Origin of the sequence: Bacillus sp. UNC69MF (assembly GCF_000746035.1) — a bacterium.
Taxonomy (GTDB): Bacteria; Bacillota; Bacilli; order Bacillales; family Bacillaceae; genus Bacillus; species Bacillus velezensis.
In genome coordinates this window covers 24,687-45,268 of sequence record NZ_JQKM01000008.1, presented here as the reverse complement: position 1 = coordinate 45,268, position 20,582 = coordinate 24,687, and the positions used below count along the sequence as shown (strand labels likewise).

Sequence of the window (20,582 nt, the reverse complement as noted above, 5' to 3'; positions counted from 1 at the left end):
CGGCTGATTTGCAAAAAAGATTCACTTTCCGGCATATCAAAAAAAAGCGGACCCCGTAAAAGGGTCCGCTTCCTGTGTTTTAGTATGATTTTTTCTGGCGTCTGTCACCTGAAGAACGGCGGTCGCTTGAGCGTTTTTTATCGTAGGAAGAACGGTTGTTGGTTTTCCCTTTGCCGCCGCGGTAGCCGCCGCCTTGGCCGTCTCTGCGCTTAGAAGTACGCTGGTTTTTATAGCGTTTGCTGACCATCGGCGCTTCATCAGTGAGGCGTACAGGCGTGCTGTCCGGCTCTTTTGTCGCCATTTTAATGGCTGCAGCCACAACTGTCACTGCATCATGATCTTCTAACAATTCCGCAGCTGCCGTCATGTAGAAGTTCAGGTTGTTTTCGCTGATCGCCGTGCGCAGACGGTCAACCGTCACCTGCTGCTGTCCTTCTAATGCTTCGTCAAGCGTCGGCTCTTTCATACGGTCCATTTTGCGTTTTGTCGTTTGTTCAATCGCGCGAAGCATGCTTTTCTCACGCGGTGTGATAAACGTCATCGCCATACCCGTTTTTCCTGCACGGCCCGTTCTTCCGATACGGTGAACGTAGCTTTCAGGATCTTGAGGCACGTCAAAGTTGTAAACGTGGGTAACGCCTGAGATATCAAGTCCGCGGGCGGCAACGTCAGTCGCTACAAGCACTTCGATCGCACCTTCTTTAAATTTACGAAGCGCAACCATACGTTTCGCCTGCGTTAAGTCGCCGTGAATTCCTTCAGCCGCATATCCGCGAAGGTTCAGGGCTTCAGCAAGCTCATCGACACGGCGTTTCGTACGTCCGAATACGATCGCAAGTTCCGGAGACTGAATGTCAAGAAGACGAGTCAGCGTATCGAATTTTTTGCGCTCCTGCACTTCCAAGTAGAACTGCTGAATGTTGGACACAGTCATTTCTTTCGCTTTTACTTTTACGTGTTCCGGCTCAGTCATGAAACGCTCTGCGATCCGTTTGATCGGCGCAGGCATTGTTGCTGAGAATAAGAGCGTTTGGTGGTCGCTCGGCACGTTTGAGAGAATGGATTCAATGTCATCAATGAATCCCATATTCAGCATTTCATCAGCCTCATCCATGACAACCGTATTCACGTTGTTTAAACGGATCGTGCGGCGGTTGATATGGTCAAGAAGACGCCCCGGCGTACCTACGATGATATGCGGGTTTTTCTTCAATGCGCGGATCTGACGTCCGATATCCTGGCCGCCGTAAATAGGCAGTACTTTCGCACGCTTATCTTGTCCGATTTTATATAACTCTTCAGATACTTGAATGGCTAATTCACGGGTTGGCGCGATTACGATTGCTTGAATATTAGGAGACTCGGGGTTCATTTTTTCAACAAGGGGTATACCGAACGCAGCTGTTTTACCTGTACCTGTTTGCGCTTGTCCGATGACATCTTTATTTAAAAGTCCGAGCGGAATCGTTTGTGCCTGGATCGGTGTTGCTTCTTCAAATCCCATACGATTGATTGATTTCATGAGATCAGAACTTAATTGGAAATCTTGAAACGTTATAGTCAAATTATTCAAACTCCTTCTGATTGCTGTTTCAGTAATGTCGTGATTTACCACTAAAAACCGCCCTTTCATCCAAAGGACAGGATCATACGTATACAAAGCCCGAATTACTTTACGTTTAATCTTACCATTACACTATGTGTTTTTCAATAAGGCGAGATGGTCAGGCGGCCGGAAGCGGCCGGACCGGATTCTTCCCGCGAACGAGGCCGGACCCCGCGCCGGACGGGATTTCCCAGCCGGCGGTCTTTCTTTTTCATACGGACAGAATTATTTCACCCTGAATTAGTTTCTTCATTTTTGTATATTTTTATAATGCTGATCAGTATTTTTTCAGTTCTTCTCTAATAAATCTTTAACGATTTCTTCGAGCTTCATACCTCTCGATGCTTTAAACAGAAGGAGATCGCCGGAAGCGGCCATTTCCTGTATGGCGTGAAGCAGTTCTTTTTTGTCAAGATAATGGCTGACGCGCCCTTCTTCAAAATGCCGGCGCGCTCCGTCAGCGATGAATGCGCCGAGTGTGCCGTAAGTAAATACATGGTCGATTTCCGCCGGATTGACCGCAGCTCCGCATTCTTCGTGGAATGCTTTTTCTTCATCACCAAGTTCAAGCATATCACCGAGCACGAGCATTTTCTTCCGATAGCCTTTCATCGTTTCGATTAATTCGACCGCCGCTTTCATTGACGTCGGGCTCGCATTATATGCGTCGTTTACGATCGAGATGCCGTTGTCCGTTTTGACCAGTTCCAATCTCATCCCCGTCACCTTCAGGCGGCTCAGTCCCAGAGCGGCATTTTCCGGCGTAATGCCGAAATAGATGCCGGCGGCGTATGCAGCCATGGCATTCATCACATTATGTCTGCCGAGAACCGGAATAAAGAAAGAACGGTCGATCCCGTCGATATTGAAGTACGTGCCTTCTTCCGCGTGTTTTATTTCTTTCAGGCGGAGATCATTGTCCGCGCCTGCGCCGTATGTCGTTGTCCGGCAAGTGTACGTCTTTTCGCGAAGCAGCGGCTCATCCCCGAAATAAAACAGAACGCCGTCTTCCCGAAGTCCGTTTATAATTTCAAGTTTCGCCTCCGCAATTCCTTCTCTTGAGCCTAAATCCTGCATATGGGATTCGCCGATATTGGTAATGACGGCCGCTTCCGGTTCAGCAAGACGGCTCAGAAAATCAATTTCGCCCCTCGCGCTCATTCCCATTTCTAAAACGGCGATTTCTGTATCTTCAGGCATGGCAAGCACAGTCAGCGGCAGGCCGATATGATTGTTGAAATTGCCGGCGGTTTTGTGAACGCGGTACTGCGTGCCGAGAACGGCGTGAAGCATGTCTTTCGTTGTCGTTTTTCCGTTGCTCCCGGTCACCCCGATAACCCTTGTGCCGAGCTCTTTCAAATAAGCTTTTGCCAATGTTTGCAGCGCCTCCAGCGTGTCATCGACCAGGATGACAGCACGCCCTTCCGGCGGATTCGGTTCAGAGCGGTCCCACAACACCGCGGAAACGCCTTTTTCGAATGCTTGCGGCACAAAGGTGTGGCCGTTAAAATGCTCGCCTTTTAAAGGAATGAACAGCTGATTTTTTTCCAAAGTCCGCGTATCGGTTGCGGCGCCCTCAATCATTGTTTGTTCAAATTCGGGATTTGTCAGTGTGCCTTTGACCATGTCTGCGATTCGTTTTACAGTTCGCTTTATCAAAGGTGGCACCTCGCTTTCTGAAAATGTTGTCTGTTATGGGAAAAGACACTGCCCCTTCAGGCAGTGTCCGTCTTCATTAAAATGTATGTTTAATCAGCTGTTTTTCGGCATGGCGTTCTTTTGCCAGCTCAACCAGCTGTTCGATCAGATCACTGTAATCTACACCTGCTTCTTTCCAAAGCAGCGGGAACATGCTGAATGGCGTAAAGCCCGGCATTGTGTTCACTTCGTTAATGAGCACTTGACCGTCATTGGTCAGGAAGAAATCGGCGCGGACAAGGCCTGATCCGTCAATCGCTTTGAAGGCTTTAATCGCCATTTCGCTGATTTCCGCATATTGTTCATCCGTCACTTGCGCGGGAATCATTAAATCCGTGTCGCCGTCTTCATATTTCGCTTTGTAATCGTAAAAGTCGGTCTTCGGAGCGATTTCACCGACGGCGGAACATTTCGGTTCGTCATTTCCGAGCACGCCGATTTCGATTTCTCTGCCGGCGATTCCTTCTTCCACCACAATTTTCCGGTCATACTCAAAAGCCAGTTCGAAGGCTTTTTCAAGCTCTTCACGGTTTCGGCATTTGCTGATTCCGACGCTTGATCCGAGGTTCGCCGGTTTGACGAAGCACGGATATCCCAGCTCCTTTTCAACCTGCTGTAAGCAGCTGTCCGGCGTCTGTTTCCAGTCCTTTTTTAAGAAAGCGGCGTACTTCGCCTGCGGAAGCCCCGCTTGAGCGAACAAATGCTTCATGATGACTTTATCCATGCCGGCTGATGATGCAAGCACCCCGTTGCCGACATAAGGAACGTTCAGCAATTCTAGCAGACCCTGAATGGTGCCGTCTTCACCGTTCGGTCCGTGGAGAAGCGGAAATACGACATCGATCGGCGCCTTTTCGTCAGGCGACGCTTCAGGAAACATTTCCCGGTTCAATGCTGATAGAGCGAAACTTTCACCATTTTGTTCCAGCTGAAGCATTTTCACGTTGGAAACCGGCTCAGTCAGCAGCGGGCCTCTTTGCCATTCTCCTTTTTCAGTGATGTAAATCGGATGTATATCAAACTTCTCAGTATTAAGCGCTTTTGTTACAGCTAATGCTGTCTGCAGCGATACATTGTGTTCGGCTGACTTTCCGCCGTACACCAATCCTAGACTTGTTTTCAATGGATATTCCCCCCACAACAATTCATCTTTACTATCTTATCACTTTCCTCAGAAAATGATCTAATTATTTTTGGGCATTCTGAATATGAAAGCATTTGTATGTAATTCCTTTTTATTTTATATTAAAATGGCATGGAAAAGGAGATGTGTCATATGAAAAAAATCAGTACAACAGAACAATTTAATGAACTTATTCAATCCGACAAGGAAATCATCGTGAAATTTTTCGCTGACTGGTGCCCTGACTGCACGCGCATGAATATGTTCATCGGCGATATTTTGGAAGAATATAATCAAAATGATTGGTATGAATTGAACAGAGACGAGCTCCCTGAGCTTGCCGACAAATATCAGGTAATGGGCATACCGAGCCTTCTGATCTTTAAAAACGGCGAAAAGAAAGCGCATCTTCACAGCGCAAACGCGAAAACGCCCGAAGAAGTCACAGAGTTTTTATCACAGCATATTTAATTCGTTTCACGATCTTTGTTTATGACTTCAGGCTCTACATGAACATGGACATGAGTCACATCATGTTCATGTTTTATTACATATTCGACCTCATCGGCTACTTCATGGCCTTCTTTCACAGACAGTCCCGGATCTACCGTAATGACCAGTTCCACATGAACCGTGCTCCCCAAATACCTTGCTTTCACATCCTTCAGCCTGCTGACCTCTTTTATTTCTTTCACCGTGTGTTTATACGGCTCCAAATCTTTCAGATCAAACCCGTCCGTCAATGAGTGGGAAGCATCTTTGAAGATGTCCCATGCCGTCTTACAGATGATGATTCCGATCAGAAAAGCAATGACCGGATCAATCCACGGCAGATGAAGCCGGGCGGTTAAGACGCCTATAAACGCCCCAATACTGACATAGGCGTCAGAACGGCTGTCTTTCGCCGCCGCATGAAGCGCAGAACTTTTAACCCGATCCGCAAGTCGGCTGTTATATACATACATGCCGTACATTACAATCGCGCTTCCGAGCGCCGTCCATGCCGCAATGAAGCTCGGCTCGGCCTCCGTTCCGCTGACAATCGCCTTTGCCCCTCCGATCAGCACTTCAAAACCAACCGCCATCATAATAAAAGACGCAATTAATGAAGAAATTGTTTCAGCCCGATAATGTCCGTAGGCATGATCACTGTCCGCGGGGCGCTGGGAAATCCGGAGCCCGATCAGCACAGCCAGTGATGCGACAATATCCGTGGCATTATTTAACCCGTCCGCTCTGAGCGCTTCGGAATGATAAATAAGACCGATCACCAGTTTGACGGCGGCAAGGATGAGGTACGCGCCGATATTAAGAATCGCGCCTTTCTCGCCCCGTTTTAAGTTTGCCGTTTGATCATTCATGTAAGGACTCCTCCATTCTCATTCATAGTATGGATGGAAAAGCGGAAAAATAGCAGCTTTGATCTGAGCAAATGCAATATTCGACAGCATTATTCCCCGGGAAACTTTTTGTCGAAAAATTGGCGGTATTTTCCCTTTACATATGAATATGCCCATTGTATACTTTCATTAACTGATAATGATTCTCAATATCATTTGATTAGGAGGGTAATCATGAGGTCTTCTCCTCAGCTCAGATCATCAGTTGAAGGACGAAAAAAACATCTGATCCATTTGCTGATCAATAACGGAATATACAAAAAGTCGGAACGGCATTTATATGAATTATCGCTCGGAGAATTAGAAAGCGAATACAAATATGTTAGGAAGGTGCGGGCTCATGGCGAAACGTAAAATAAAAACATACGAACAGCTGATAAAAGAAAACAAGGCGGCCATTATGAATAATCAAAAGCTGATGAATGTGATCTATGACAGAATTGACCGCAAGCATCAAAAACTGCTCCGGCACAACAGCCATACATAAAAAGAGCCTTTTTCAGGCTCTTTTTTTTATTGCTCAAAGGCTTCCGCCGCTAATTTGCCGATGACCGCATCGTCCATCGGCGGATTGTGAAGGCCGGCCCGGGCATCCCGATAATACCGCTGAAGCGGATTGTTTCGCTCCAGGCTTTTTGCGCCGGTGATTCTCATTGCTTTATCAACAACAGAAAGGACGGCATTTGTCACAATATGTTTTGCGATGCCGAGCTCGCTTTTGATGAAAGGGCGGCGTTTCGGGTCATCATACATTTGCGCCGCCGTGAAGAGAAACTGTCTCGCTTTTAACAATTCAAGCTCCATTTCCCCGACACGCTGCTGAACGGCCGGCACGTCTTTAATCGGTCCGTTCAGGCTGTTCGGCGAATATTCGGATGCAAACCGGACGGCATAGTCCCTTGCCGCTTGAGCGATGCCCAGATAAGCAGCCGGAATGTGAAGCAGCCAGCCATTCACTTTCGCCGCTCTCGGCCCGCTGATAAGCTCCACAAGCCGCTCGTCACTGACCGTGACATGATCTAAAAGGAGATCATGGCTTCCGGTCGCCTTCATGGCAATCATATCCCATGTTTCTTCGACTGAAACGCCTGACTGATCTTTATGAATGAGAAAAACACCGCTCGTTTGTTTTTCTTCAATCCATGCCGTCACAAGCATATAATCCAAAGTCAGTGAAAGGGTTGTAAAGGTTTTTCGGCCGTTCAGCACCCATTTTCCGTCTTTTTTGACAGCGGAGGTGCCGGGTCTTCCTCCCCTCGTCGGACTGCCGGTCTGCCGTTCCGTCGCTGCCCTGTTCAGGACAGCTCCCTTTTTCACCTCTTCTGTGATAAATGAAAAGACATCTTCATCCCAGCTGTTTCCTTCTCCGAGCTCACCCATGACGGATAAATGCCAGCCGATTCCGAGAGCAACGGCCGCGTCTCCCCGCGCCAGCCGTTCCTGAAACAGCACCATATCATAAACGGAAATGCCTGCACCGCCGAATACCTCAGGTACCGTTAACGCCGTATATCCCGCGTCGCGCAGTCTTTGAATTTTCTCCGCAGGAAAACGGCCCGCCTCATCATCAAGCGCGGCTGTTTTTTGAAATTCGTCTGCAAGCAGGCCGATTTTTTCCACCCATTCCCTCTGCCGTTCATTCTGTATCCATAAAGACACTGGAATCCCCCCATTATAATTCCGATAAAGTTAATAAGTATTATAGAGATTCAAGTCTCGTTTCGCAACTGTGAGGCTGTACAAAAAAAACACGCTATTCCATGGAATAGCGCGTTCAGACTGCTTCCGGGCCGCGGTCCTGCTTAAGCCCGAGATAAATCAGCATATATGTGAGATAACCCATCGTCATCACAAGCCCGCCAAAGAAAAAGCTAGAAAAAATCGGCTCTTCAAACGCGGTAACTGCCGCAAGCACGATCCAGCTTGCATACAGGTAGATGATGAAATAACGGAATCCCGACTTCATTTTATATAAGAGAAACAGCCCCACTGTAGAAAACAAACCCAGCGCAAGCCTGAAATAAACAAGATGTTCGAATTGGAACATGAATGACACAAAGGAAAAACCAAGCAATAACACAATCGGTAATGCGGTAATAAAATTTCTCAAGTGAGCACCTCCGTCATTACCTTTATTATAAATCAAAATAGCATAAATTATTGATTTATCGTGATCTTTTTCACAAAAATGTCATTCCTTTACTTTATACCCGAACATCGCGTTTGCAAAAGCTCCACCAAGCGACGGCTAAGAAGAATACGATATGGATAATGATAATGCCTGCGGAAAATAACGGCGTCATTCCCGCAAACAGCGGTTTCGCCCCGCTCATATATTGCGTCAGGTCAGTATTTGCGAACAGCAGAAAACTTCCCCATTTGTTTTGGAAGAGCGACATAATCGTCACGAGTGATTTTGCGCCATACAGCACGATAAATGACAAAATGACGGCCGTTGCGCTGTTTCGGAATACAGAAGAACACAGCAAGCCAAAGCATGCCATCGCAAACGCCTCGACCCAGTTCGTGCCGATTACTTTCAGGGTGTTCATAAGAAGCGTCCCTGATTCAGATGTCACCGACACGCCGAAGAAAGCCATGCCGAACAGCAGAGACAGAATATAGTACGCCGCATACAGGTACAAGCTGACCAAAAATACGGTAATGAGTTTAGATACAAAAATCCGCTCCCGCTTTACCGGGCGGATTAACAAAAATTTGATCGTTTTCTTATCAAATTCAGCGGAAATGATCGTTGCCGCGATCACGATCGTTAATGCCTCAAGCAGAATATTCAGCCCGGGCGCGTACGCCATATAGCCGATGAAATTCTCATCCGTTCCGGAACTGATGACAAGCCGTTTAATGACAAGCGCCATAATAAATTGGAGAACGGCCATCAGAATCAGCGCCACTAATGAGACTTTTCGGTTAAAGAGTTTCATATGCTCATTCGCTGTCAATTTAAACATTCGTCTCCCCCTCCTCTTGAAGCGCCGTCGTCACTTTCATGAATTCATCCTCCAGCGATTCCGCATACGGCATGATGGAATACACGAGAAAGTCTTGTCCGACGAGCGCACGGTTTAATGCCGGGATGTCCTTCTTCGCTACGGTGACGGTAATGCCCCCGCCGTTTTTCTCCGGAGCAAATTGCTGTTGGGACAGCCATTCGAATGCTTCGTCAGCCGGCTGAATGTCGAGGACGGCTTTTTCTTCTTTTTCCTCAGCGCCGCGCAGAACAACCTCTGTTTTGATCTCACCTTTTTGAATGATGATAACACGGTCGCAAAGGTCCTCCACTTCACGCAATAAATGCGTCGCAAAAAGGATGCTCGTCCCTTCAAGCTCCGCGAGTTCCTTTAAGTGATCGCGGAAATCCTTCATTCCGCCGGGATCAAGCCCGTTTGTCGGTTCATCTAAAATGAGCAGATTCGGACGGTGAAGAATGGCCTGCGCAATCCCGAGACGCTGACGCATACCAAGGGAATACGTTTTAACTTTGTCATGAACGGCATTGGTGAGCCCGACCCGTTCGATGACTTCCTGAAGCCTGTCCTCTTTGATGTTTTTGTGCATGTTGGCAAAGTGCTTCAGATTTTCCCACCCCGTCAGGTACGGGTAGAATTCAGGATTTTCCACGATCGCTCCGACGGATTCAAGCGCTTTTTCGAAATCAGCATCGTGCTGAAAGCCGTTAATTGTAATCGTGCCGCTGTTTTTCTTTAAAAGACCGACGATGATTCGGATAAGTGTGGTTTTTCCCGACCCGTTCGGACCGAGCAAACCGATGATCTCGCCCTGCCTGACATCCATGCTGATGTTTTTTAAAATGTGCTTTTTGCCTATTGTTTTGTCAAGGCCTTCAATATGTAAAATCGGCTCAGTCATACAGCCTTCCTCCTTTTTCACAAAAAATAAACAGTGCCCGTACATAGGCACTGTCTGCATTATAACATTAGTCATATATTCGTGAAGAGCCGGAGCCGACGTTATGTCTTATCCGGGACCGGTCCGTTTTTTTCCTTCTCTTCATTATTGACGACATCCAGAATATCAAGCAGGAACACAAAAATCGGAATTCCGATAATCAAGCCCCAAATGCCGAAGAAATGTTCCGAGAAAATCAGAACTGTAAAGGTAAAAAAGATCGGCAGTTCCGTTTTCGCTGACATCAGTTTCGGATTAAGGAAGTACGTCTCAATCGCATGGATGACGAAAATGACCAGCACGATGTAGATGACATACGCTGCGCCGCCCGTCGTATATGCGATGATGCTGAGCGGAATGAGCGAAATCACCACACCCGCAACGGGAATGAGCCCGAGGAAAAAGACCATGATTGACAGGCCGAACAGCTGCGGAAAATGCAGAATCGCCAATGCGATCAAGGTGAGGATACAGTTCACCAGCGCGATAATAAATTGGGCTTCAAGCACTTTGCCGAATGTTCTCGCAAACTTGCTGCCGAAATAAGCAAGTTCGTAGTAAAAAACAGACAGCTTGCTGTGCTGAAATTTTTTCATAAACTCCGTGAGCCGCTTTTTCTCGAACAGGAAAAACATGCTGAGAATCAGTGACATCACGACCTGCAAACCGAAAGTGCTGATATCGGCCAAGTATGTATACAGTACATTAAAACCTTCTTTTACATAGGAACCGATATTGATATCGCCGAACACGCTCGATATCTCATCATAAAACGGAATGACATCGGGATGATACGCGATGTGCTTGATCTGCTTAATCAGCTGTTCAATCTGCTTGGCAACAATCGGGTAAAAGACAAAGCCTCCGACAGTCGCCCCGACAGCCAGCGCAATATATAAAACGGTGATGACCACCCTCTGGCTGATCCGGAAAAAATGGTTCAACACGTGCCGGATGACAGTCTCCAGCCGATCCATCAGAAAAGTAAAAATAAACGTAAGCAAAATCAAATTAATCATACTTCGGAATACAACTAACACCCCAGTCAAAACAAGAAAAACGGAAAAACGTCTGACACCCGGATGCTGAAAAAATTTAAAAATAGCCGCCATTTATACACTCCTGCTAGGACAAAAAGCCCTTAGATTTCATCTTTCACTCTCTAATTGTAAATTATATAACAAAATGACGCTAAGGTCTTTGTCCACCTCCTAATAAATTTAAACAAATTTATCTTTTTTACTCATGGCGGCCGAAAAAAAGAACGGCATGCCCGATGCATGCCGTTCCTTTCCTTTTATACCGCCGTTTTCATTTCTTTAACGGCCTGTGTGCTTTTCGCTTCGTCAAACTCATTTTCGCTCTTGGCTACGATGATGGTGGCGATTCCGTTTCCGATCAGGTTGACGATCGCCCTTCCTTCACTCATAAAGCGGTCGACGCCGAGGAGCAGCGCCAGCCCCTCCAGCGGAATAACCTGAAGCGCCGATAAAGTGGAGGCGAGCACGATAAATCCGCTTCCGGTTACGCCCGCCGCGCCTTTTGATGTCAGCATCAGCACGAGAATGATCGTAACCTGCTGGCCGATGGTAAGGTCAACGCCGAACACCTGCGCCAGAAAAACCGTCGCCATGGACAGATAAATCGAGGTGCCGTCCAGGTTAAAAGAATATCCCGTCGGAATGACAAGGCCGACAACCGATTTGGAACAGCCGTAACGCTCCATTTTATCCATCATCCGCGGAAGGACGGACTCAGAAGAGCTTGTGCCGAGAACGATGAGCAGTTCATCTTTAATAAAACGGAGATAGTTCCACAAGCTGAAACCGAATAGTTTGCAAATGATATTCAAAGCGACAAATACAAACAGGAACATCGTAACGTATACAGACAGCATCAGACTCGCCAGCGGCTTGATGGAATCAAGGCCGAAGTGCCCGATCGTATAGGCCATGGCTCCGAATGCGCCGATCGGCGCCGCGCGCATGATGTAGCCGATGATTTTGAAAAAAACATGCGACAGTTTATCAAAGAAATCAATAATGCTTTTGCCTCTTTCACCGAGCGCCGCCAGGCCGACACCGAATAAAACAGAAAAGAATAAGACCTGAAGAATGTCGCCTTTTGCGAAAGCGTCAACCATATTTGACGGAACGATGTGAGTGATAAATTCAATCCAGTCAATCCCCTGTCCCCCGTTTTGCGTGTACTGAGAGACATCCCCTTTTTCAAGCTTGCTGTAATCAAGCCCCTCACCGGGTTTCATGATATTGACGACCAGAAGTCCGATAATAAGGGCGATGGTGGTCACGACTTCAAAATAAATAAATGCTTTTCCCCCGACTTTGCCGACTTTTTTCATGTCTCCCATCTTGGCGATGCCAAGCACGATCGTCAGGAATATGATCGGTGCGATAATCATTTTTACCGCATTGATAAATGTATCGCCGAGCGGCTTCATCTGCTTCCCGGCCTCAGGCCATACGAGTCCGACAATAACGCCGATGATAACCGCCGTGATGACCTGCACCGTAAGATTTTTGAAAATTTTCATCCATACTCCCCCTTGCCTCTCGCTGCGTCTATACAAAAATGATAGCGTTTTCAAACAAAGAGGGGAAGCTTATGATCATAACGGACATTTTGGTCTTTTTGGTCTCGGCTAGCGGACGAATTTGTAGCGGTTAACCGGCCGGCCCACTCCCCCGTATTGAATGTCGAGCTTAATCTGGCCGTCTTTTTCAAGAAAATCAAGATAACGCCGCGCTGTCACCCTGGCGATTCCGAGCGCTTTGGCGGCTTCTTCAGCTGAAAGCGGCTCCGTCTGCTGTTTCATATAGGTCAAAATTTCATTCATCGTAAAATGATTTAACCCCTTCGGCAGATCGCGGGACGGATTTTGCGGAATTTTAAGCAGCATGTCAAGCTGCTCTTGCGACATGGTGTCATGCTCTTCAATTTTCCGTTTATATTGTTTATAGTTTTCGAGCGCCTGTCTCATCCGCTCCAGCTTAAACGGCTTCAAAATATAGTCGGCCGCACCGTTTTGCAGCATAAGCTGGATTGTTTCTTTGTCTTTTGCGGCCGAGACGATGATGACGTCCACTTCGAGCTTTTGTTTTCTGATTTCCTGGAGCGTTTTAATTCCGTCTTTTTTCGGCATGTATACGTCTAATACCACGAGCCCGGGCCGCAGATCTTTAATAAGCCTGATTCCCTCGTCTCCGTCAGCGGCTGTGGCGATGACGCTGAACCCCGAAACACCGGTGATAAATTCTTTATTCACCTCCTGCACCATCGGATCATCTTCAATAAGCAGCACCTTGATGTCCATCGAATGATTCCTCCCCCTTCATCGGAAATAAAATAGAAAATGCCGTTCCCTGTCCCTGCCGTGTGTCGACTTCAATAACGCCCATCCCTTTGTCGACGATTTGTTTGACGAGGTACAAGCCGTATCCCGTTCCTCCCGTTTTATTGACGGTAAACCCTTTGTCATAAAGGCGCGGGATGTGCTGATCGGAAATCCCGCTTCCGTTGTCTTCTATTAATATAGCAAGCACTTCATCATTTTGCTCGATACTGATGTCAATATGTTTGTCCTCCGTGTCCGCTGTTTCGAATGCGCCGAACGCATTTTCAATTAAATTGCCGAGCAGGACGACAATGTCATGCTGGTCGACATGCTCCGGAAATGCCGAGAAACTGCTGTTTTCATCAATTTTCACAGAAATGCCAAGCTCTTTTCCTCTTTTGATTTTGCTTAACAGCAGTCCCGCCGCAGCGTCATTCTGAATGGCCTGATGAAGAAAATCGGTGACGCTTTCTTGTTCTGATGATTCCTTAAAAGCAAGCTGGAGCGCTTTTTCTGATTTTCCGAGCTGAATCAGTCCCGCGATGGTGTGAAGCTTGTTCATATGTTCATGATTTTGAACTCTGAGCGCATCGACAAAATTTTTCACACCTGTCAGTTCTTCCGCCATTTTCGCGGCTTCCGTCCTGTCCTGAAAAATGGCGACGGCTCCGATGACCTTCTTTTTCATGACGATCGGAATTCTGCTGCTCATGATCACCTTTCCGCTGACTTGGATTTCTTCATTATATACGGCTCGGTTCCGCTCGACGATCTCAGGGAGCCGCGAATCTTTTAACACGTCCCAGATCAGCCTGCCATCGGTCTCTTGTCTGACATTGAATATCTGCTTCGCTTTTTCATTAAAAATGGTGATGTGATGCTGATTATCGATCGCGATGACGCCCTCATTCATCGAATGAAACGTAGCGGTCCGTTCCTCATACATTCTCACGATCTCATGGGGCTCCAGCCAAAACATTTGTTTTTTGATGTGGCGGGCCAGCAAAAAGGAGCCGGCCAGTCCGAACCCGAGCGCCAGCAGAACGATAAACAGTATTTCATGTTTCAGCTGAAGAAGAATTTCACCGAATCCGGGCAGCGTTTTACCGGCCAGAACGACGCCGATCTGATTCAAATCCCGGTCTTTGATGGGATAAAAAGCGCGGACGGCGGTGCCGATCTCTCCCTTTGCTTCGGAAAAATAAATGTGCTCGGCGAACGCCGCGGCTTCGTCCTCACCCCTTGAACGCTTTCCGATCATTGTGCTGACGGGATGTGAATAGCGGATATGATCCATATCCATGACGACGATGTAGTCCGCTTCATTGATGATCCTTATTTCTTCGACCGCATGGCGCACGTCTTCCCTTTGTTTTTTCTGCTCGAGGGCGCGTTTGACATCGGTCATCTCAGATACCGTCCGCGCGGTATTCATCAGCCGTTTTTTCAGCTCGCGCTCCTCTGTATGCTGAATATTGCCGATCAGCACGATGCCGACGATCAAAAAGGTAAAAAGCACGACGATATACGAAAGTATGGTGATTTTCCAGCGGATGGTGAGCTTTTTTTTCGTCATTGACCTCTTCCTTTCCGTCTCTTTACGAAAACGGCCCGCCCGATTATGCTTGTTATAGAAAATGGCGGAGGGGGTTTTCGATGAAAAGCTTGCTGACTTGTCTCAGCCTGATGGTACTCGGTATCGGAACCGCTTTATTCATCGGCTTTCATGATCGTTTCTCAACGGAAGAACCGTATTATGATGACGAACAGGAAGGCCTGAAAGATCAAATCGTTTTCAAATTCAGCCATGTCGTTGCTGAGAACACGCCAAAAGGGCGGGCGGCGAATAAGTTTGCCGACCTTGTCTATCAAAAGTCCGGCGGCACCATTAAAGTAGAGGTGTTTCCAAACGGGAGCCTCTATTCAGATAATGAAGAAATAAACGCCCTCCAAAACGGGGACGTGCAATTCATCGCTCCCTCCACCTCAAAGCTCGGATCACTGTCTCCCGAATGGGGTGTTTTGGATCTGCCGTACGCGTTTACAAACTATAAAGCCGTGCAAGAAGGCCTCAACGGCAAAATCGGCACACGCCTGTTCGCTTCTTTAGAAAAGCATCATTTGAAAGGTCTGGCGTACTGGACGAACGGGTTTAAGCAGCTTACGTCAAATAAAGGACCGATCTTCACTCCGGACGATTTGAAAGGACAGGCGCTCAGGATCATGCCGAGCAGCGTGATCGAAGACCAATACCGTCTGCTCGGCGCGCACCCGCGGCAGGATTCCTTTAATTCCACGTTTCAGCTCTTGGAAAGCAATCTTGTAGACGGAGAAGAAAATACGATTTCAAATATCTATTCTAAAAAATTTTATAATGTTCAAGATTATTTGACAATCAGCAATCACGGGTACCTCGGTTATGCCGTGATGACCGACGAGCATTTCTGGAATTCGCAGACAGAAAAAACGAGAGCCATCTTAACGGAGGCGATGAGAGAAACGACGGAATGGAACGAAGCCTCCGCTGAGAAAATGAATAAAGACCAGCTTGAAGAGATAAAGAAGAATTCATCCATTCATATTCATGTGCTGAGCAAAGCGGAAAAGAACACATGGATGAAACGCCTCGACCCGATTTACGGACAATATGAACAGGTGATCGGCCGCGGGCTTGTGCAGGATTTGTTATCCTTGCGCCGCGAGCCTTAGCAGGACCAATACGCCCATCTCCGTTTCATCCCTTTTCCCGCCGGGGAAGTAAATAGGGACAGAGCAAAAAAAGGAGATGGAGACATGTTTACACATACGAAAAAACTGCAGCATCCGGCTAAACCGGATCGTCCTGACCCGCTGTTCGCCAAAAAGATGCAGGAAATTTTAGGGGGACAATACGGGGAAATATCCGTCGCCATGCAATATTTGTTCCAAGGATGGAATACACGGGGCAATGAAAAATATAAGGATCTTCTGATGGATACCGCGACGGAAGAAATCGGCCATGTCGAAATGATCGCGACGATGATTGCGAGACTGTTAGAAGACGCCCCGCTGGCAGAGCAGGAAAAAGCGGCTGATGACCCGGTCATCGGGTCCATTTTAGGTGGGATGAATCCGCATCATGCGATCGTCTCAGGACTCGGCGCAATGCCGGAGAGCAGCACGGGCGTTCCGTGGAGCGCAGGCTATATCGTCGCAAGCGGAAACCTTCTGGCAGACTTCCGCGCCAATCTGAACGCCGAATCACAAGGAAGGCTTCAAGTCGCACGCCTGTATGAAATGACCGATGATAAAGGCGTGAAAGATATGCTCAGCTTTTTATTGGCCCGCGATACCATGCATCAAAACCAATGGCTTGCGGCCATTAAAGAATTAGAAGCACAGGAAGGCCCGATCGTTCCTTCCACATTCCCGAAGGCGCTGGAAAAACAGTCATTCTCCCATAAGCTTATTCATTTCTCAGATGGCGGAGAAAGCGCTGAACAAAATTGGCTGAAGGAAACAGCGCCGGACGGAGAACCATTTGAATACGAAAAGGAACCGAAAGCGCACGGCGAAATAGCTAAGCTGGATCCTGTCCCGCCGTATGTCCACAACACGCTTCCCGGACGCGAGTAAAGACACAAGCCCAAAACAAACTGTTTTGGGCTTTCATTATGCCTTCTGAACCGTCCAGTCCGGTTCGTACCGGATGTCCGGATGATGTAACAGCTCGTGAATGACAGGTTCATCCTCTTCATACAGCATCACTTCTATTGAAAGAATCGCAGCCTTCTGCTCGTTTTCTTCGTATAGGCGGTCATGTTCGCTCTCCATAAAATCATCATAGGCCTGTCTGTTCTCCCAAACGCTGATGATCTCTGCGATGAACAGGCCGTCTGCGTTTTTCCGCCACCCGCCGGCCTGTTTGACGAAGCCATTTACACATGATAATGCTCCCCACCTTGACTGTGCTTGCGCAAATGCTTCAGCGTTTGCAGCGTCTGTTTCACATACAATTTTTTTGATCAGCATGACGTTCATCTGTGATGACTGTTTTCGCATGCGTATGCTCGACACAAAGATTGACGGTTCTGACGTAAGAGCGGGTGCGGTGAATCGTGCCTTTCGGGATGAGCAGGCTGTCATTTGCCTTGAGCACTGCGGTTTCTTTGTCCTTAAAATCAATCAGCAGCTCCCCTTCCAGAACGATGAACCATTCATCTGAGTCAGGGTGATGGTGCCAGTCATATTCTCCCGTAAACACTGCGAGGCGCACACAGTGGTCATTGATCTCCGCGATTGAAAAATTGTCGTGTTTTTCTTTGACTTTATTGGCGATAGCGAGCAAATTCAGCATGTCAGACACGAGTGAAAAACCCCTTTTTCATTTATTGTATCGCAACGGCGGCTCAGATCAAGATTTTCCCAAAATAAAAAGCGATCCAGCTGATACGCCGGATCGCTTTTGATCTGCAGGTTGTCTGCCTTTTATGCTTTTATTAGCTGCTTCGTCTGTTTCCGCCTTTTTGGCCGATTTCCTTATAAAAATCTTTGTCATGATTTTTGCTTGTGGCTTCTCCGCCTTTTTGGCCGATTTCTTGATAGAATTCCTTGTCATGGTTATTGCTAGTGGCTTCTCCGCCTTTTTCACCGATTTCCTGATAGAATTCTTTGTCGTGATTTTTGCTTGTGGCTTCTCCGCCTTTTTGGCCGATTTCTTGATAGAATTCCTTGTCATGGTTATTGCTAGTGGCTTCTCCGCCTTTTTCACCGATTTCCTGATAGAATTCTTTGTCGTGATTTTTGCTTGTGGCTTCTCCGCCTTTTTGACCAATTTCCTGATAGAATTCTTTGTCATGGTTATTACTTGTCGCTTCTCCGCCTTTTTTACCTGCTTCTTCTCTGCTCATTTTGTTATTATCTTGTGCCATTTTTGAATTCCTCCTTTAATTGGTGTTGGTTGTTGGTTTCCCGATTTCAGAACTGCTAAACAAAGAAAACACATTGAATGTGTTTTCGGGTGGTTTTTTATCATTCTGTATCCTTCATGCGTTTTAGAATCCGGCGTTTTTTATAAAGCATGATGCCTGTTTCCGCGATGCTTTCTAAAGCTGAACGGTTGGCGGACGCGCCGAAGATGATGCCTGCGGCCGGAACCATTTGCAGCAGTTTTTTCGCGGCGAACGTATCGCGATAGCTGTAAACGACTTCCCGCCAGCCTTGGATTTGCGAGGCGACGCGCTGATAGGCGCGGTCGTTTTGATCATATTGCCGTAAATCTTGCAGGATCGCTTTTTTTCCGATGACGTCACTGGATGCAAGCTGTAGCAATTTGACGATAAACACGCGTTCTTTTTTGTCTTTCGGATCAAAGCCGTAAGCAACCGCGATATCCTGCAGCGTCTTTAAGGACAGGCCGAGCATCGCCGGAATGTCTGCCGCCAGCGTGAATACGCCGCCGACTCCCGTTGCGGCTCCCTGCACCGTCGCGGCCTTTACGCTTGTACGCGCTATGGCTTCTGCGATTTCGTCCATGACGGCAAGCGGCGCATTGCGGATGTCGTGAAGCGTTTGACATGTACCGTGCGGCAGCCGTTTTTGAAACTTTTTCATGATGCGCTTTTCTGATGTCAGGTACTGTCCGCCTGACTGAATAAACGTTCCCGTTTCATCGAGAATGAGTCCGATTTTCCTCTGAATAAATTGCGGTGTCAGCTTGTCCAAAAGCTGAAACGGCAAGCGGGTGAATGTTTGCCAGAACATCCCCCTCTGCTGCGCCTTTTCCCATTTTTGAATGTCTCTCAGTTGTCTTTCCAGGTCTGTCCGCTCTTCTGTCACCCGTCCTGCACGTCCTTTCTGATTTCTTTCTTCATAGTATACCTTTATGGCGTTTTCTTTTTACACCCGGACGGATTTTTTATCCGGAAAACATCCCATTGTTTAATTTCCTTCAAATTCTGTATATTGTATAATTTTGAATAATACGATTGAAGGAGAATGTTGAATGCAATGGATTTATTTAAGTTTAGCGATCATTTTTGAAGTATTGGGTACGGTCAGCATGAAATTATCAAATGGATTTACAAAACTTGTCCCAAGTATTTTATTATTATTGTTTTATATCGGCAGCCTTTGTTTTCTTACTTTGACTTTGAAATATATAAGTGTCTCCATCGCGTATGCGGTCTGGTCGGGGATGGGGATCGTGCTGATTTCCGTGATCGGAATTTTTTTCTTTCATGAACAGTTCTCTGTCATAAAAGCCGTCTCTGTTCTTCTGATCATCATCGGTGTCGTTTCCTTAAACTTTATTTCTGAAAGTGAAACGTCATCAAACGGCATCAGCGTTCATACGGACAGAAACAGATGATGAAAGGGTTAAAGGTTCTCTTCCTCATTACAGATATTGGATTTATCGTTTATTGGATTGTTACTTTTTTGAGTGGATTCCAAAAAACATGGTGTTTAAAGATTATGATAACGCCATGATCATGGCCTGGAACTGGTCATTCTTTCCCTTAGATATTTTCATTTCGATAACCGGGCTGTACAGCTTGTTTCTTTATAAACGGAAACATGCGTTATGGCGCTCTTTCGCATTAATATCACTTGTGCTGACCTTTTGTTCAGGCCTGCAAGCGATAGCCTTTTGGGTATTTATCGGTGATTTTGATTTTATGTGGTGGGCATTCAATCTGTACTTGCTTCTTTATCCTTTATATTTTATTCAGAAATTGCTGGTCTCTCGTAAAAATAGCTGTCATTCTTTTTGATGAGGCGGTTTTCTTTTTCTTCAGGCGGGAAACACTTTTCATAAAGGAGTGATAGACATGCCTTGGTCTATGAAGGATTATCCGCAATCATTGAAGAATCTCGAGGAACCTGTGAAGAAAAAAGCGATCGAAATCGCGAATGCGATGGTAGATGAGGGTTATGAAGAAGGACGGGCCATTCCCATTGCGACAAGTCAGGCGAAAGAGTGGAAAAAAAACGCTTCTAAGGAAGAAATCGATCAGCTGATGAAACACGATGATGAAACGAAACGCGGAAATTGAATCGGAATAAAGGAAAAACCCCGCTCTCAAGAGAACGAGGTTTTTCTGATTATAAACCGTAATAATAAGATAGCGTGGTGACTGAAACGTAGCCTGTCGCTCCTGCATACGTGACTTTCAGCCATTTATTAGAATTGGTGTAGTGGCCTTGAACATATTCTCCGGTTACCCAAGAACCTGTAATTTTTTTACCGCTTGAGAATGTTGTGATCGTTGAACAGCTGACCTTAGAGCATGAGCGCATATTAGCACCGTAAATACCGACTGTGCCCCCGCTGGCTAAAATGGAAACGTCCGGTTCAGCTTTAGGTTTGAAAGCTGCTGCTGATGCAGAGCCGCCAAAAGCGAATAAAGAAACAGCAAAAATCATGGCTAAAGAAATGATCGACAAACGACGTACCAAGAAAATTCCCCCTCTTTTATCATATGGCCGGAA

At 46.8% G+C, this 20,582-nt stretch carries 23 protein-coding genes and 2 pseudogenes; 8 read left to right on the top strand and 17 right to left on the bottom strand.

Annotated elements, in window-relative coordinates; all coding sequences use genetic code 11:
* Positions 1–79: 79 nt before the first annotated feature.
* From cshA to BR62_RS0107525, 3 genes are all read right to left on the bottom strand, one after another.
* Positions 80–1,564 (bottom strand): degradosome RNA helicase CshA, encoded by a 1,485-nt coding sequence (gene cshA, locus BR62_RS0107540; protein ID WP_015239193.1) that lies wholly within the window; start codon positions 1,562–1,564, stop codon positions 80–82.
* A gap of 330 nt (positions 1,565–1,894) precedes the next feature.
* On the bottom strand, positions 1,895–3,265 hold the full coding sequence (locus BR62_RS0107530) for a UDP-N-acetylmuramoyl-tripeptide--D-alanyl-D-alanine ligase (RefSeq protein ID WP_032870333.1): 1,371 nt from the start codon (positions 3,263–3,265) through the stop codon (positions 1,895–1,897).
* A gap of 76 nt (positions 3,266–3,341) precedes the next feature.
* Complete coding sequence (locus BR62_RS0107525; protein WP_023356724.1) at positions 3,342–4,427, bottom strand: D-alanine--D-alanine ligase; 1,086 nt, start codon at positions 4,425–4,427, stop codon at positions 3,342–3,344.
* Positions 4,428–4,580: 153 nt separating this feature from the next.
* On the opposite strand from BR62_RS0107525, the gene BR62_RS0107520 reads away from it, so the two are divergent.
* Positions 4,581–4,898 (top strand): thioredoxin family protein, encoded by a 318-nt coding sequence (locus tag BR62_RS0107520; RefSeq protein ID WP_003156200.1) that lies wholly within the window; start codon positions 4,581–4,583, stop codon positions 4,896–4,898.
* On the opposite strand, the gene BR62_RS0107515 is transcribed toward BR62_RS0107520, so the two are convergent.
* On the bottom strand, positions 4,895–5,788 hold the full coding sequence (locus BR62_RS0107515) for a cation diffusion facilitator family transporter (RefSeq protein ID WP_032870330.1): 894 nt from the start codon (positions 5,786–5,788) through the stop codon (positions 4,895–4,897). The genes BR62_RS0107520 and BR62_RS0107515 overlap by 4 nt on opposite strands.
* Before the next feature lie 213 nt (positions 5,789–6,001).
* On the opposite strand from BR62_RS0107515, the gene BR62_RS0107510 reads away from it, so the two are divergent.
* Together BR62_RS0107510 and fbpB are read left to right on the top strand one after the other, a co-directional pair.
* Positions 6,002–6,181 carry a Fur-regulated basic protein FbpA gene (locus BR62_RS0107510; protein WP_003156203.1) on the top strand — a complete coding sequence of 60 codons (180 nt, stop codon included), beginning with the start codon at positions 6,002–6,004 and terminating at the stop codon, positions 6,179–6,181.
* The gene (gene fbpB, locus BR62_RS19105; protein ID WP_003156206.1) at positions 6,168–6,314 is read left to right on the top strand and encodes a Fur-regulated basic protein FbpB; all 147 of its coding nucleotides are present in this window, start codon (positions 6,168–6,170) and stop codon (positions 6,312–6,314) included. Before BR62_RS0107510 ends, fbpB begins: the two co-directional genes overlap by 14 nt.
* 26 nt (positions 6,315–6,340) lie before the next feature.
* Here fbpB and BR62_RS0107505 read toward each other — a convergent pair whose 3' ends face one another.
* The 8 genes from BR62_RS0107505 to BR62_RS0107470 all read right to left on the bottom strand — a co-directional run bounded on the left by BR62_RS0107505 (position 6,341) and on the right by BR62_RS0107470 (position 14,688).
* A complete protein-coding gene (locus BR62_RS0107505) occupies positions 6,341–7,486 on the bottom strand; it encodes an acyl-CoA dehydrogenase family protein (protein ID WP_032870328.1) in 1,146 nt (381 codons plus the stop codon).
* Positions 7,487–7,601: 115 nt separating this feature from the next.
* Positions 7,602–7,937, bottom strand: a complete 336-nt coding sequence (locus BR62_RS0107500) for a hypothetical protein (RefSeq protein ID WP_007410218.1) — start codon at positions 7,935–7,937, stop codon at positions 7,602–7,604.
* Between the two features lie 94 nt (positions 7,938–8,031).
* Positions 8,032–8,799 (bottom strand): ABC transporter permease, encoded by a 768-nt coding sequence (locus BR62_RS0107495; protein ID WP_007410217.1) that lies wholly within the window; start codon positions 8,797–8,799, stop codon positions 8,032–8,034.
* Positions 8,792–9,718: an ABC transporter ATP-binding protein gene (locus BR62_RS0107490; protein ID WP_012116860.1), complete on the bottom strand. Its 927-nt coding sequence runs from the start codon at positions 9,716–9,718 to the stop codon at positions 8,792–8,794. The genes BR62_RS0107495 and BR62_RS0107490 overlap by 8 nt, the downstream gene beginning before the upstream one ends.
* Positions 9,719–9,819: 101 nt before the next feature.
* On the bottom strand, positions 9,820–10,869 hold the full coding sequence (locus BR62_RS0107485; protein ID WP_007410215.1) for an AI-2E family transporter: 1,050 nt from the start codon (positions 10,867–10,869) through the stop codon (positions 9,820–9,822).
* Between the two features lie 185 nt (positions 10,870–11,054).
* Positions 11,055–12,311, bottom strand: coding sequence for a C4-dicarboxylate transporter DctP (dctP, locus tag BR62_RS0107480; protein WP_012116859.1), 1,257 nt, complete (start codon positions 12,309–12,311; stop codon positions 11,055–11,057).
* Positions 12,312–12,419: 108 nt separating this feature from the next.
* Complete coding sequence (locus BR62_RS0107475; protein ID WP_003156219.1) at positions 12,420–13,091, bottom strand: response regulator; 672 nt, start codon at positions 13,089–13,091, stop codon at positions 12,420–12,422.
* Complete coding sequence (locus tag BR62_RS0107470) at positions 13,066–14,688, bottom strand: ATP-binding protein (protein WP_014416956.1); 1,623 nt, start codon at positions 14,686–14,688, stop codon at positions 13,066–13,068. Before BR62_RS0107470 ends, BR62_RS0107475 begins: the two co-directional genes overlap by 26 nt.
* An 80-nt stretch (positions 14,689–14,768) precedes the next feature.
* Between BR62_RS0107470 and BR62_RS0107465 the strand changes: the two genes are divergently transcribed.
* Together BR62_RS0107465 and BR62_RS0107460 are read left to right on the top strand one after the other, a co-directional pair.
* Positions 14,769–15,821: a TRAP transporter substrate-binding protein gene (locus tag BR62_RS0107465; RefSeq protein ID WP_025284268.1), complete on the top strand. Its 1,053-nt coding sequence runs from the start codon at positions 14,769–14,771 to the stop codon at positions 15,819–15,821.
* Between the two features lie 84 nt (positions 15,822–15,905).
* On the top strand, positions 15,906–16,727 hold the full coding sequence (locus BR62_RS0107460) for a manganese catalase (protein ID WP_032870326.1): 822 nt from the start codon (positions 15,906–15,908) through the stop codon (positions 16,725–16,727).
* 36 nt (positions 16,728–16,763) lie between these two features.
* Here the strand turns inward: BR62_RS0107460 and BR62_RS0107455 are convergent, their stop codons facing one another.
* The 4 genes from BR62_RS0107455 to BR62_RS0107440 form a co-directional block, all read right to left on the bottom strand.
* Positions 16,764–17,123: a DUF4937 domain-containing protein gene (locus BR62_RS0107455; protein WP_032870324.1), complete on the bottom strand. Its 360-nt coding sequence runs from the start codon at positions 17,121–17,123 to the stop codon at positions 16,764–16,766.
* A complete protein-coding gene (locus BR62_RS0107450) occupies positions 17,098–17,457 on the bottom strand; it encodes a cupin domain-containing protein (RefSeq protein WP_032870322.1) in 360 nt (119 codons plus the stop codon). Before BR62_RS0107450 ends, BR62_RS0107455 begins: the two co-directional genes overlap by 26 nt.
* 133 nt (positions 17,458–17,590) lie before the next feature.
* Positions 17,591–18,022 (bottom strand): glucose starvation-inducible protein GsiB, encoded by a 432-nt coding sequence (gene gsiB / locus BR62_RS0107445; protein WP_032870320.1) that lies wholly within the window; start codon positions 18,020–18,022, stop codon positions 17,591–17,593.
* Positions 18,023–18,122: 100 nt separating this feature from the next.
* Positions 18,123–18,929 carry an EcsC family protein gene (locus tag BR62_RS0107440; RefSeq protein WP_032870318.1) on the bottom strand — a complete coding sequence of 269 codons (807 nt, stop codon included), beginning with the start codon at positions 18,927–18,929 and terminating at the stop codon, positions 18,123–18,125.
* 166 nt (positions 18,930–19,095) lie between these two features.
* Here BR62_RS0107440 and BR62_RS0107435 point away from each other — a divergent pair, with 166 nt between their 5' ends.
* The 3 genes and pseudogenes from BR62_RS0107435 to BR62_RS0107425 form a co-directional block, all read left to right on the top strand.
* The gene (locus tag BR62_RS0107435; RefSeq protein ID WP_007410206.1) at positions 19,096–19,461 is read left to right on the top strand and encodes a DMT family transporter; all 366 of its coding nucleotides are present in this window, start codon (positions 19,096–19,098) and stop codon (positions 19,459–19,461) included.
* A pseudogene (locus BR62_RS0107430) lies at positions 19,458–19,864 on the top strand (DUF5360 family protein). The gene BR62_RS0107435 and the pseudogene BR62_RS0107430 overlap by 4 nt, the downstream one beginning before the upstream one ends.
* A gap of 57 nt (positions 19,865–19,921) precedes the next feature.
* A pseudogene (locus BR62_RS0107425) lies at positions 19,922–20,137 on the top strand (DUF2188 domain-containing protein); the annotation flags it as partial.
* A gap of 58 nt (positions 20,138–20,195) precedes the next feature.
* On the opposite strand, the gene BR62_RS0107420 reads toward BR62_RS0107425, so the two are convergent.
* A complete protein-coding gene (locus BR62_RS0107420) occupies positions 20,196–20,549 on the bottom strand; it encodes a hypothetical protein (protein WP_007410203.1) in 354 nt (117 codons plus the stop codon).
* Between the last annotated feature and the right edge of the window lie 33 nt (positions 20,550–20,582).